The organism is Acidovorax sp. SUPP3334 (assembly GCF_030159055.1).
In the GTDB taxonomy this organism is placed as follows: Bacteria; Pseudomonadota; Gammaproteobacteria; order Burkholderiales; family Burkholderiaceae_C; genus Paracidovorax.
The window spans coordinates 22,462-35,515 of record NZ_BQXQ01000045.1 but is presented as its reverse complement, the minus strand read 5'-3'; the positions used below and the strand labels follow the sequence as shown (position 1 = coordinate 35,515).

Annotated in this window: 9 protein-coding genes; 4 read left to right on the top strand and 5 right to left on the bottom strand. The window is 67.7% G+C overall.

The genetic code is table 11. The features are described from left to right. Positions 1-123: 123 nt before the first annotated feature. The 4 genes from cas7c to cas3 are packed head-to-tail and all read right to left on the bottom strand — an operon-like array spanning position 124 to position 5,840. Complete coding sequence (gene cas7c, locus AVHM3334_RS20150) at positions 124-1,005, bottom strand: type I-C CRISPR-associated protein Cas7/Csd2 (protein WP_284415287.1); 882 nt, start codon at positions 1,003-1,005, stop codon at positions 124-126. After that, a complete protein-coding gene (gene cas8c / locus AVHM3334_RS20145; RefSeq protein ID WP_284415286.1) occupies positions 1,002-2,828 on the bottom strand; it encodes a type I-C CRISPR-associated protein Cas8c/Csd1 in 1,827 nt (608 codons plus the stop codon). The genes cas7c and cas8c overlap by 4 nt, the downstream gene beginning before the upstream one ends. Beyond that, positions 2,825-3,499, bottom strand: coding sequence for a type I-C CRISPR-associated protein Cas5c (gene cas5c, locus AVHM3334_RS20140; protein ID WP_284415290.1), 675 nt, complete (start codon positions 3,497-3,499; stop codon positions 2,825-2,827). The genes cas8c and cas5c overlap by 4 nt, the downstream gene beginning before the upstream one ends. A gap of 52 nt (positions 3,500-3,551) precedes the next feature. Further along, the gene (gene cas3 / locus AVHM3334_RS20135; protein ID WP_284415285.1) at positions 3,552-5,840 is read right to left on the bottom strand and encodes a CRISPR-associated helicase Cas3'; all 2,289 of its coding nucleotides are present in this window, start codon (positions 5,838-5,840) and stop codon (positions 3,552-3,554) included. Positions 5,841-6,072: 232 nt separating this feature from the next. Between cas3 and AVHM3334_RS20130 the strand changes: the two genes are divergently transcribed. The 4 genes from AVHM3334_RS20130 to AVHM3334_RS20115 all read left to right on the top strand — a co-directional run bounded on the left by AVHM3334_RS20130 (position 6,073) and on the right by AVHM3334_RS20115 (position 11,333). Continuing rightward, positions 6,073-7,605 (top strand): DegQ family serine endoprotease, encoded by a 1,533-nt coding sequence (locus tag AVHM3334_RS20130; protein ID WP_284415284.1) that lies wholly within the window; start codon positions 6,073-6,075, stop codon positions 7,603-7,605. A 166-nt stretch (positions 7,606-7,771) separates the two neighbouring features. Further along, entirely contained in the window at positions 7,772-8,431 is a 660-nt protein-coding gene (locus AVHM3334_RS20125) for a response regulator transcription factor (RefSeq protein WP_284415283.1), read from the top strand. After that, positions 8,428-9,936, top strand: coding sequence for an ATP-binding protein (locus AVHM3334_RS20120; protein ID WP_284415282.1), 1,509 nt, complete (start codon positions 8,428-8,430; stop codon positions 9,934-9,936). The genes AVHM3334_RS20125 and AVHM3334_RS20120 overlap by 4 nt, the downstream gene beginning before the upstream one ends. After that, the gene (locus AVHM3334_RS20115; protein WP_284415281.1) at positions 9,933-11,333 is read left to right on the top strand and encodes a phospholipase D-like domain-containing protein; all 1,401 of its coding nucleotides are present in this window, start codon (positions 9,933-9,935) and stop codon (positions 11,331-11,333) included. The genes AVHM3334_RS20120 and AVHM3334_RS20115 overlap by 4 nt, the downstream gene beginning before the upstream one ends. Positions 11,334-11,443: 110 nt before the next feature. On the opposite strand, the gene AVHM3334_RS20110 is transcribed toward AVHM3334_RS20115, so the two are convergent. Further along, positions 11,444-13,039, bottom strand: coding sequence for a PepSY domain-containing protein (locus AVHM3334_RS20110; protein WP_284415280.1), 1,596 nt, complete (start codon positions 13,037-13,039; stop codon positions 11,444-11,446). Between the last annotated feature and the right edge of the window lie 15 nt (positions 13,040-13,054).

Here is a 13,054-nt window from a genome sequence, read left to right as displayed (position 1 = left end):
CTTCCAATGTCAATCTGGCATTCTTATGGCTGTTCATCCGGTGGGATCCCTCTGTGACTCTGAAGCGTGTTAACTCCAGTTTCCCAGACCCATTCGGGTGAACAACCTATTGAGACATCACAGCTAGATCAGCTCGCGAACGGTCACGCCCGAAGGAATGGCCGCACGCTCGATCTCCACGCGGTAGTCCGTGAACCGGCGGGGGGCGCTTTCTGCCTCGGGGTGTGCCGGCGTGACCTGGACGGCATCGAACAGCACATGCGCAGGTGCATTGCCCATGGCGCTTTCATGCTCGAACACGATCAGCTTGCGTGCCGCCATCTCGCCGCGGGCGGCTGACCTATCGTGCTCGAACATGTTGATGAGTGCGCGCCAGAACAGCTCCAGGTCCGCATCGGAAAAGCCGGTGCGCTCGGCCAGCTTGGCCGAGATGAAGCCGTGCGCGCGGTACAGGCCGTAGGGAATGATGTGCTTGCGGCCCATGGTGCGGTTGTCGCCGCTCTGCGCCTCGGCCTCTTTCTCGGTGGTCACGGCCATGCGGGTGATCGAAATCTCCAGTGGCACCACGGGATCGATGGAGGTGGCGAAGGCCATCTGCACCGGCCCACGCACCTGGCCCGCGTTGACGCCGTTGGTCATCACGGCGCCGAAGGTTCGCACGTCGAAGAAGTTGTTGCACATCCACTGCGTGATGGCCCGTGCCTTCTCTTCTTCCTTGGGCAGTTTCTTGTCTTCGGGCTTCAGTGATTGGGCTTCGTAGGCTTTGCGGTGCTGATTATTGAGCACCGCCTTTTCCTGCATGTAGATGGCGTAGCCCTCGTCGGTCGGCTTGGCCAGACTAACGAAGTTGCGAATCTTGCGTTTCAGGCACACGTCGGTCACCAGGCCGCGATTGGTTTCGGGGTCCAGCCGCGGCAGGTTGCCGGCGTCCGGGTCGCCATTGGGGTTGCCATTGGTGATGTCGAAGAGATAGACGAATTCGTAGCGGTGGGCGATGGCGGTCATGCGGGGGCTCCCTCGGTGTCGTTGGTATTGGTATCTGCGGTGTCTTGCTCAGCCTCCGCGCCGTTCTTGGTAAAACGGCTTTGCGACTGGTGGTAGTAGCCGATGGCGAAACGGCCCTGGTCTTCGATGCGCAGGCTGCGCGGAAACTGTTCGGACAGGCCATCGACGATCTCTCGAATGTCTTTTTCGAGGTTGACCGCCAGGCCCGGTTTGTCCTTGCGCAGCCGTCCCATGTGGTTCTGCGTATTGCGCAGCAGCACCGGAAAAACGGATGCCGGCGTGGCCGATGCCGCGCCGTAGTAACGGTCGCGGATGGTGGCGTTGACCTGCCCGCCGAGTGCGCTGCGCTGCACGGCTTCCAGCACCGCGAACAGGCGGCCCAGCCGGTAGCCCGGGTTTTCTGATTGCTTGTCGAGACTCACGGGAACCTCCTCCTTGTGGATATGGATGTTGATGCCCAGCCGCTTCTCGCGGGCCAGGATGCCTTTGCAGATCGCCGCGCGCAGGCCCGACAGATTGCCGTCCGACCGGATGCGCATCAGCGTGTTGGCTAGCAGGCTGCGCGGATAGGGACGCCCGTTGAGTACGGAGCGCATGAACTCGCCGACCAGGTTGTTGAAGGCGTCGTCCATCTTGGGTATGGCACCCTCGCGATTGGGCACCGTGGCCAGAACGATGCGCCGAGCGGCGGGGGCTGTTTTCCACGGCACGGGCTCCAGGCGAAAGTCCGCCGCATGTTGGGCCAGACGTTGTGCGAAGCCGCCCAACGTGTCCGTTTCCCAGAATCGGATGGAGATGCGCGAGGCATTCGGAGCCAGCCCCAGCACGAACATGCGCGTGCCGTCCTGCAGCTTGGGATTCAGTTCGCTCAAGGGGCGTCCCTTGGCGATTTGCTGCAGCACATCACGCACACGCGCTGCTTCCTGGGAGTCGTCCGGCGGCGCATTGAGCAGCGACTCGAACGTCAATTCGGCTTCCTGCGCCTGGTCTGCATCGTCAGCCTCCGCCCAGAACACCACGCTCGCATCGCCGATCTGGATGCGCTGGCGGTTGTGCTCGCCGCGTCGCAGCAGGTGGTTGAGTACGGTGGTGTAGGCAAAGGCGGCCTGCTCGGAAACGGGCGCGTTCTCGCCTTGGCTCTTGCCATACGACGTGAACGACTCCAGGTTGAACGAAACGATGGAAGCGCCCGAGCTTTGTGCGCCGTTCACGCCCTTGATAGCAGGGTGAAGACGCGCCACCGGCAGTCGCTCACCGGTGACCAGGCAGTGGGCCAGAGCGGGCGCAGCCGCATCGTCACTGCCTAGCAGACGCGCCCGCACGGTTTGCGCTGCAGGGCGCTCGTGCAGGTGGGTGCGTTCGCCGTCCAGGCGAAAGACGATGTTGGCGTCCAGCATCTCCGATTTGAAGGGGGCATCGCTGAAGCGCTCTGGCTTCCAAGCGGACATGAAGTTCAGCAGGGCCTTGAGGCCCGAGTCCTGGGTGTCTTTCAAGCTCTCCTGATGCAGCGTCTTGAAAGCTTCGTGCTCCTTGTCCGCACGCTTGCTCGTGGCGCTGGCGCCCAGCACATAGCTGGTTTTGTCCCAAAGAAAGTTCGACTTGATGCCCACCGTCCGTTTCTCGGGCTGCGGCACGTTCATCGAGCGCGGCAGCGGCTTTTTGCCGGACGTGTCGCGGATGTCGTTCACCTCCACCACTCGCCCATCAGGCGCCAGCAAAATCTCGTAGCTGATCTTCTCCGGGCTGTAACCGAACGGCGATAGCCCCTCTTCGCCGCGCGCCAGCAGACGCTGGTAGTAAGTGTTGAGTGCTTGCAGGATCATGCTTTGACCTCCTCGCTGTGCCAGGGTGGCACCTCAATCACGCCGCCCGCCATTTGTGCGCGAAAGAATCGAGGCGTCATCCCCCGGTCGAAGTCGATGTCATGCAGCGTCCAGCCCAGGTCTCGCGCCTCCCGCAGGCTTTCGTGCACCTCGGGGATCGGGTCACCCTCTTCGATCAACTGGAAATTCGCCGGAAACTCCCGCACGCCCATGCAAGGCTGCTGAAAGCACTGCCCCTTGCGTGCTCGGCGGTTGAAGATGTCCAGGTGCTTGCCCACCGAATCTTCGGGGCCGGCTTTGGGTGTGAGATGGAAGTGCGCCTCGATCACATACGCCACATCGCGCAGGATGGTGGCGGCGCGCTGTTGCCGGTCTTCATCGACATAGTTCGCCAGCCCTGCGGTGTCGCCCGCCTTCATGGCCTTGGCGATGCTGGCAGGCGAGATCTTGCCGCCCACTTCGTTGCGGCGGATCGACTCGAAGCGGATGGGATTCAGCACATGGATGCGGTCTACTTGCCACCGTATCGCGGGTTTCCAGTGGATCGCATCGAGGATGCCGCGCGCCGCGGACGGGGTGATCGCGTCGTAGGAGACGCGTTCTACTTTCATCTCAGGTCGCGTAAAACACGCGCGGTCGCCCCAAACCTTGAGTTTCACTCCAAATCCCATTGGTCCTCCCCTTTGTTTCGTTGGATCATCGTTGGCCACCCCTACAACGGGCTTACCAGTTCAAGTGTTCAGTGCGGATGAATGTCGGGTGGTCCCAGCTCAGTCCAAATTGCGGGTCATAGAGTCCCTCATGGGCGAGCACCATGAACTGCTCTCCCCACTTTTGCGGCGCCACAGGGATGACGGCGCCTGCCTGGTAGAGAGCGTCGAAACCCTGGCGTGGCAGCTGCACCAGATAGGGCTGCAGCTTGCGCGCAAGGCCAACGCTGCCTTCGGCGTGCTCCAGATCGCGCAGAAAGCCTTTGGCATCGCTGTCATACGGCACGATCACCGGCATCTGAACGCTGTCGATCATGCGGAATTTCGTGGCCAATGTTTCCAGCGGAAGGCTATCGATGCGGCTGTCCCGCAGCAGGCCGAGCAGGTTGGGTTTGTCGAGCGCATCGCCGCCCTTTTGCCAATACAGCAACGCGAAGTAGCGGCTGATGGCCTCGGGTGATAAGGGGTCGCTTTCGTCCTGGCGCAGCACTTCGCGAGCCGCCTGAGCGTATTGCGTCAGTTCCGGCGGCGGTGCCCAGTCTGGATTCTCATTGGCGAAGACCAGCACTTCACTCGCAGCCAGGTCTCTGCGCCCTTCGCGGTTGCAGCGGCCAGCGGCCTGAGCGATGGAATCCAAGCCTGCCTCTGCGCGCAGCACGGCGGGAAAGTCAACATCCACGCCTGCCTCGATCAAGCTCGTGCTCACCACCCGGCACGGCTCACCATCCTTGAGCATCTGCCGCACCTCGGCGAGTACGGCGCTGCGGTGTTTGGCGCACATCAGCGTGGTGAGGTGGCGTGCGCCGGGCAGATCGGCCATGGCCTGATACACCGCCCGCGCATGGCGGCGGTTGTTCACGATGCACAGCACCTGTTCGCGTGAGCGCATCTCGGCGGCGAGCGCGTCGTCGCTCAGCGTGCCCATATGCCGCACCCGCACCCGTTCAAGCTGGCGGAAGAGGCGTGCCGGCTCGGGCGCCAACTCGCGCACGCCCGTGAGCCCGCCTTCGAAGGCCGGCGCCTCCAGAGCGGGCTGCGTGGCGGTGCACAGCACCACGCTCGTGCGGTAGTTGCGAGCCAGTTCATCGATGGCGGCCACGCAGGGCCGCAGCAGATGAAGCGGCATGGTCTGCGCTTCGTCCAGGATCACCACGCTGCCCGCGATGTGGTGCAGCTTGCGGCACTGCGACGGCTTGGCCGCGAACAGGCTCTCGAAGAACTGCACGGCGGTGGTGACGACGATGGGGGCGTCCCAGTTCTCCATGGCAAGCCGCAGTTTCCGATCCGACTGGTACTTCTCGGGGTCGTTGCGCGGGGCCGGCTGCTCCACGAAGGCGCTGTGATGCTCCAGCACGGCGGCTTCGCCCAGCGGGCCCAATGCCTTGCGGAATACGGCGGCGTTCTGCTCGACGATGCTGGTGAAGGGAATCACGAAAATCACGCGCTGCAGACCGTGGAGGATGGCGTGGTCGAGGGCGAAAGCCAGCGATGCCAGCGTCTTGCCGCCGCCGGTGGGCACCGTGAGTGAAAACAACCCCGGTTCATGCTCCGCCTGGCTTCGCACATGGCCCAGGATGTCAGCGCGCAGACGGTTCACATCGCCAGTGGGCTGGAACTGGGTCAGGGACACGTCCAGTTGCTCGCGCAGTGCCGCGAGCGTGGGCGGTGTACCACCACCGCGGCGCTGATCGGGGCGGTTTTCAGCAGTGTTGTAGAACGCCTCGGTATCGAGAAAGTCGGCATCCACCAGACACGAGAACAGCATGCGGGCGAGAAATGCCAGTTGGAACGGATGCCGTTCCTTGGCCTGCTGGCGGCCCTGGGCGTTGTAGGGCTTGAAGCCCTCGGGAGTGCTCAGCCCAGAGGGCAGGGCGATGTCCTGCTCCCAGCCAGGGTGCAGCACCGGCAGTTCTGACGAGAGCCGGTCGGCCAAGGCCGTGCGCTCGCCTTCGCCTTGCCCATTGGCCAGCCCCGCATGGTGGCCTGCGATGCCATAGGCCAGCAGTTGCCCCATGGCCCCCAGGCGCTCCTGCGCGATGCGTGCGCCCCAGGTGGAGTGGTCCACCCGCAGCGGACTGCCACGCAGACGCTCTTGAAAGGGCAGGGTGTACTTGCCCAGGTCGTGCAGATGGCCGATCACCTGGGCGAGTGCCTGGCCGCCAAAAACAGAGGCGAACTCACCTGCCCCCCGGCCCACGGCGTGAAGATGGTCCGCCAAGGGTTGCCAGCCTTGCGGGCCGGCGCCTTCGACGGAGTGCGCATAAAAGCGCGGCGCGCCCGCACCTTGTTCTGGGTTGGTCAATGCCTTTTCCTCCCTTTTGAGTGGTCGCCGCAGTTCTTTATGGATGAGCTGTCGGTAGGGAGATTGTGCTGGCCGGGTGCTCCTTGCCGCCTGCGGAGTTTCCCTTTGATGTGTGCCGAATCACATCCAGCGACTGAACTGCGCCGCAACCCGGCCCGACCCAGGCCTAAGCCACACCTAAGTCTCGTTGCCCAAACTGCCCCCCATGCAACGACCCAACGAAAGGACTGCCATGAACTCCGTTCTCTCGACCCCGCGCCGGCTGACTCTGGCCCTGCTCACTGCCGGTGCCATCGGCGCGACCGGCGCTGGCCTGGTGACCAACATGCATTCCAGCCGCGCTGCGATGCCGCCTGCCATGACGCAGCCGGCGACCCTGCCCTACACGGGCGGCGTGACGGCGCCGGACTTCGCGCAGATCACGGCGCGCAACGGCCCGGCGGTGGTGAACATCAGTGTGAGCGGCACCACCAAGACGTCGCTGACCGACTCGGAAGACGACGATGACGAAACCGCCGCCCACCCGCGCAGCGGTGGCGCACAGGGCGTGGACCCGAACGACCCGATGTTCGAATTCTTCCGCCGCTTCGGCATGGTGCCGCCCGGCATGCAGGCTCCTGGCCGCCAGCGCGAAGTGCCAACGCGGGGTGAAGGCTCGGGCTTCATCGTCAGCCCGGACGGCATCATCATGACCAATGCCCATGTGGTGAAGGGCGCCAACAGCGTGACGGTGAAGCTGACCGACCGGCGCGAGTTCCGGGCCAAGGTGCTGGGCTCCGACCCCAAGACCGACATTGCCGTCTTGAAGATCGATGCGAAGGACCTGCCCGTGGTGCAGCTGGGCAGCACGCGCAATCTGGCCGTGGGCGAATGGGTGCTGGCCATCGGGTCGCCGTTCGGCTTTGAAAACAGCGTGACGGCGGGCGTGGTGAGCGCCAAGGGCCGCTCGCTGCCGGACGACAGCTACGTGCCTTTCATCCAGACCGACGTGGCGGTGAATCCCGGCAACTCGGGTGGCCCGCTGTTCAACGCGCGCGGCGAAGTGGTGGGCATCAATTCGCAGATCTACAGCCGCTCGGGCGGTTACCAGGGCGTGTCGTTCTCCATTCCGATCGAGGTGGCCGCCAAGGTCAAGGACCAGATCGTGGCCACGGGCAAGGCCAGCCATGCGCGGCTGGGCGTGTCGGTGCAGGAGGTGAATCAGGCATTTGCCGATTCGTTCCAGCTCGACAAGCCCGAAGGTGCATTGGTGGCGGGCGTGGAAGACGGCGGTCCGGCCGACAAGGCGGGCCTCAAGTCGGGCGATGTGATCCGCAGCGTGAACGGCCAGCCCATCGTGGCTTCGGGCGACCTGCCGGCCATCGTGGGCCAGGCGGCGCCCGGTACGCAGGCGCGGCTGGAGGTGTGGCGCCATGGCAAGCGCGAGGAGTTCATGGCCACGCTGGGCGATGCGAGCGAGAAGGCCAACAAGATCGCCAGCACTGAAAAGTCCGCCGGAAAAGGCCGGCTGGGCCTGGCGCTGCGGCCGCTGCAGCCGCAGGAGCGCCGCGATGCCGGCGTGGACGGCGGCCTGCTGGTTGAAGACGCGCGCGGCCCTGCGGCCTTGGCGGGCGTGCAGCCGGGCGACGTGCTGCTGGCGATCAACGGCACGCCTGCCCGTGGGGTGGAGCAGGTGCGCGAGGCCATGGCCAAGGCGGGCAAGTCGGTGGCGCTGCTGATTCAGCGCGACGGCGACAAGATCTTCGTGCCCGTGCCTCTGGGCTGACCGCGTCCTACGCGGCGGCCCGGGGCTTGGCCGCTATGCTTGGCTGCCATGGATACCGCCACCCGTTTGCAACCTGATGCACCCGCGCCGCTGGCGCTGCGATTTGCCGCAGCCGCTTCCGGCGCGGCGGCGTTGATGACCTGACAAAAAAGAGGAGTGCCGCCCCATGCGCCTGCTGCTCGTCGAAGACGACACCATGATCGGGGAAGCCGTGCATGACCTGCTGCGCGCCGAGCACTACGCGGTGGACTGGGTGCGCGACGGCGAAATGGCCGACACCGCGCTGCGCACGCAGACCTACGACCTCGTGCTGCTCGACCTCGGCTTGCCCCGGCGTGATGGCCTGGCGGTGCTGCGCGACCTGCGCGCGCGCAAGGACCGCACGCCGGTGCTGGTAGCCACTGCGCGCGACGCGCTGGCCCAGCGCGTGGAAGGGCTGGACGCCGGTGCCGACGACTACGTGCTCAAGCCCTATGAGCTCGATGAACTGCTGGCCCGCATTCGCGCGCTCACGCGGCGCGCAGCGGGCCGGGCCGAACCGGCCTACGAGCACAAGGGCGTGCGCATCCTGCCTGCCACGCGGGAGGTGACGGTGAACGGCACGCCCGTGGTGCTGTCGGCGCGCGAGTGGGCGGTGCTGGAGCCGCTGCTGGCCCGCCCGGGCATGGTGCTGTCGCGCACCCAGCTCGAAGAAAAACTCTATGGCTGGAAGGACGAGATCAGCAGCAACGCGGTGGAGGTGTACGTGCACGGCCTGCGCAAGAAGCTGGGTGCCGACCTGCTGCTGAATGTGCGCGGCGTGGGCTACATGGTGCCCAAGGCATGAAACCCGCAGCGCCACCCGCCCCCGGGCATGCCACCCAGGCCCATGCGCCGTCGGCCGCCGGGCACGCATCCCCCGCGCACTCTCTGCGCGCGCGGCTGCTGTGGTTTCTGCTGGGGGCGATCGTGTGCACGGCGCTGCTGCAGATCGTGCTGTCGTACCGCTCGGCGCTGCGCGAGGCCGACGAGATTTTCGACTACCACATGGAGCAGATGGCCATGGCCCTGCGCCCCGGCCTGCCGGAGCTGCCGGCCAACGCGCCCGGGCCGCTGGTGCACGAAGACGAGAGCTACGAGTTCGTCGTGCAGGTCTGGTCGGCCGAAGGGTCGCGCGTGTTCGAGTCCGCCGCGGGCGCTGCGCTGCCGCAGCGTGCGGTGCTGGGCTTTTCGAACGTGAAGGCGCACGGCAGCACCTACCGCGTTTTTTCCGTGCAGACGCGCGCGCAGGTGATTCAGGTGGCGCAGGACATGGCGGCCCGCAAGGCCATGGCGCGCGACCTGGCACTGAGCACCGCCGGGCCCATCGCCCTCATGGCTCCGCTGCTGGCGCTGGCCGTGTGGTGGGTGGTGAGCGGGTCGCTGGCGCCCGTGGAGCGCGTGCGCCGCCAGGTGGCGCAGCGCCAGGCCGATGACCTGTCGCCGGTCGATGGCGAGGCGCTGCCCGCCGAAGTGCAGCCGCTGGTGGATGAGCTGAACCTGCTCTTCGTGCGGGTGCAGCGTGCTTTCGAGGCGCAGCAGCACTTCGTGGCCGATGCCGCGCATGAGCTGCGCTCGCCGCTGGCGGCGCTCAAGCTGCAGGCGCAAGGGCTGCTGCGCGCCCCCGATGCCGAAGCCCGCAGCGTGGCCGTGGCCCGGCTGTCGGCCGGCATCGACCGGGCCACGCGGCTCGTGGAGCAACTGCTGGCGCTGGCACGGCAGGAATCCAGCGTGGCGGCCGGGGCGCCCGCGCAGCCGGTGCTGCTGGCGGACCTGGCGCTGCAGGCGGTGGCCGATGCCGCGCCCGCTGCCCAGCAGCGCGGTATCGACCTGGGCCTGGCCACGGCCGACGCTGCACCGTTGGCGGGCCACGCCGAGGCGCTGCGCATTCTGCTGCGCAATCTGGTGGACAACGCGATCAAGTACACGCCCGACGGTGGCGTGGTGGACGTGCACGTGATCGCCGAGCCGCCCACCGGCGCGGGCCAGGGAACGATGGGTGCCGGCGCAACCGCCGAAACAGGCGGTGGCGGTGCTGTGCCGTCCGGCGCAGTCACCCTCGTGGTGGAGGACAGCGGCCCGGGCATTGGCGAGGGTGACCGCGAACGCGTGCTGGGCCGCTTCTACCGCGCGCCGCAGGCCGCCGATGGCGGTGCCCAGGTGCCTGGCAGCGGCCTGGGCCTGGCCATCGTGCAGTCGATCGCGCGCATGCACCAGGCGCAGGTCGATCTGGACGGCTCCCCGCGCCTGGGCGGCCTGCGCGTGTCGGTGCGGTTCGAGGCGCCGCCGCCATCGGCCGAGGGCCGGGCTTGACCGGGTTCGCCGTTCTCTCCGGCCTGGGCCATGCGGTGTTCGTGGCGGTGGGCCTGCTGGTCTATGTGATGGGTACGCGCATCGGGCACCAGCGCCGCCATCCGTCGGCCGCCATCGCCTGGGTGGTGGCCATCGTGGCGTTTCCGTACATGGCCGTGCCGCTTTTCGTACTGTTCGGCACCCGCAAGTTCGCTCGGCCGCTGCGCCGTCCTCGCAAAGCGCAGCAAGAGGCCATGGCCGCCGCTGCGTTGCCCGCAGGGCCGCCCTGGGCCGCGCGCCTGCTGGCCAGCATGGAGCTGGAGCCTGCGGTGCGCAACGCGCGCATCGTGCTGCATGCCGATGGCGCGCAGGCGCTGCAGACTTTGCGCGACACCATCGCCTCGGCCGGGCGCAGCCTGGACGTGTGCACCTTCGTCTTCGGCGACGACCCGGTGGGCCGCCAGGTCGCGCAGGCCCTGGGCGAGTGCGCCCGGCGCGGGGTGGCGGTGCGGCTGCTGCTGGACGCGGTCGGCAGCCTGGCCACGCCCAGCCCGATGGTGCGCACGCTGCAGGCGCAGGGCGTGCAGGTGCGGCGCTTCATGCCCATGCTGCACAACCCGATGCGCGGGCGCACCAACCTGCGCAACCACCGCAAGCTGGTGGTGGCCGATGGCGAGCGCCTGTGGAGCGGCGGGCGCAACCTGGCCTGCGAATATTTTCTGGACCAGCCCGGCCACCCGGCATGGATCGACCTGAGCTACGAGGTCCACGGCCCCATCGCCCTGCAGGCCGCGGCGCAGTTCGAAGCCGACTGGAGCACCGCCAGCGGCCGGCTGGTGCGCGCAGCGCTGAAGCAGCCGCTGCCCGCCGGCCCCGAGCAGGGGGCATTGGCCCAGTGGGTGCCCAGCGGCCCCGACCATGCCGACGACACCGTGCACGCCCTGCTGCTGGCCGGTGCTTATCACGCACAGGAGCGCATCGTGGCCGTGACACCGTACTTCGTGCCCGACGACGCCTTGCTGCAGGCGTGGTGCATGGCCTGCCGCCGCGGCGTGCGGGTGAGCCTGCTGGTGCCCCGGCGATCCAACCACCGCCTGGCCGACTGGGCCCGCGAGCGTGCCCTGCGCGAGCTGGGCCTGGCCGGCGCCGAGGTGTGGCTCGCGCCCGGCATGGTGCATGCCAAGGCCGTGCTGATCGACGACGACCTGGCGTTGTCCGGCTCGCTCAACCTGGACGCGCGCAGCCTGTTCCTGAACTACGAGTCGATGACCGCGTTCTACGGACCGGCCGAGGTGCGGTGGCTGTCGGATTGGTGCGCCACGCAGATCGCTCTGGCCAAGCCGTTCGTCCCCCGGCGGCCGTCCTGGCCGCGGGACATCGGCGAGGGCTTCGTGCGGGCCGTGGGATTCCAGCTGTGACGCAGCGCCGCGCCGCTTCGAATGATTTGCTATTAAATTTATAGCTGTCACCGCAATCAATGCGGCGGCGCAGGCCATTTTTCATACGAATCGGCGGCCGTCCAGCCGCCTCAGTACCGTGTCACCGGGCGCGTGCCCGGTTGTGCCTTGCCCGCCTGGTGGGCTCGCCCCGCCTTGCGCCGCAGCCGCCGCCACCCGATCACCATGCCCGTCGCGCTCAGCGCCGCGCCGCCCAGCCCCAGCAGCAGCATGACCGCGTCCCACAGCGGCCGGCGTTCCAGCAGCGGCACCCAATCCCAGCTGTGCAGCATGGCGAATAGCCAGCGGCTGGCGCGGCGGTGGTCGTCCAGGCGGCCGAGCACGGCGCCGGTGCGCGGGTCCACATGCACCCAGGTGGCGTGTTCGTCGGCGAACACGGCGCGCAGCACGGGCAGCGGCTTGGCGGGGGCTCCGGTCATGGTGTGGGGCGCGCGGGCGTAGTAGTACAGGTCGTAGTGCGCCAGCGTTTCCACGCGCACCAGCGGCGCGGCCACCAGCCCGGCGATGCCGTCCTGCAACGCCGTGGCCTCGATGGCGGTGGGCGCGGCGGTGGCGGCATCCAGTACTTCAGGTGCGCCTTGTGCCGGCTGCGCCAGCACCAGCGTGCGGCCCGTGGCGCGCACCCAGCGCAGCTCGCGCGTGGCGCCGCCGGCCTGGGCGAGCAGCGCGGTCAGCGGTGCCGGCCGGGTGCTGCCGCCAGCCGTCGTGCCCAAAACGAGTGCGCCACCCTGCAACGCCGCCATGCGCAGGGGCGGCGCACCGCTGTCGAACAGCTTCCACGGGTTCATGGACATGAAGCCGCTGAAGATCCACGCGATGGTGGCCGCTGAAAACGCCAGCCCCAGCATGTGGTGCCAGCGCATTGAGCGGGTGGGGTAGGGTGTGCGCGCCCCACTGCGGTAGCGGCCTCTGAACCGCCAGCGCTGCAGGCCCGCCACGGTGCCCGCCAGCGCGGCCAGCGTGCCGGCCACCGCGAGCGTGTTCACGGTAGCGCTCCAGTAGGGCTGCAGGGCGTTGCCGCGCAGGGGGTAGAGCCAGTGGATCCAGGTGCCCACGTAGCCCCAGAGGCGCTCGGTGCGCGGCGCGTCGCGCACGACCTCGCCGGTGGTGCCCGATACGTAGAGCACCGTGTCGTCGGCATCGTGCAGCCGCACGCGGTGCAGCGGCCGGTGGGCATCCAGCCCGCGCGAATGGGTGAAGGCGTCTTCCTGCAGCGTGCCCTCGTCGCTGGCCGCCACGCCGGGCCCCGCCCAGGCCATGGCGCTCGCACGGGCGCGTGCCGCATCCACCGCCTGCAGCACCTCGCCCGTTCTCGCGTCGATCACCGTGGCGGCCGAGCGCGGTGGCGCGCCCTCGGGCCGCGCCAGGTACACCGCCTGCCCGCCGCTCGCCACCGCAAGTCGCAGGTCGGCCAGCGGCACCCCTGACAGACCGGCGGGCGCCAGCGCGGCCGCAGGCTCCAGCAGGCCCGCGCCGTCGCCCAACGGAGGCAGGTGCGCGGTGCGCTCGGCTTCGGTGAGCTGCGGGTAGCCCACGTACATCATCACGATGCCGGAGAAGAACCACATGGCGAAGAAAGCGCATAGCAGCACCCCCAGCCAGCGGTGGATCAGAAACAGCCAGCGCTTGGCAGAGGCCGCGCGGGGAATGCGAAGGAGCAAGGGCACGGCATGTCTCCCGTG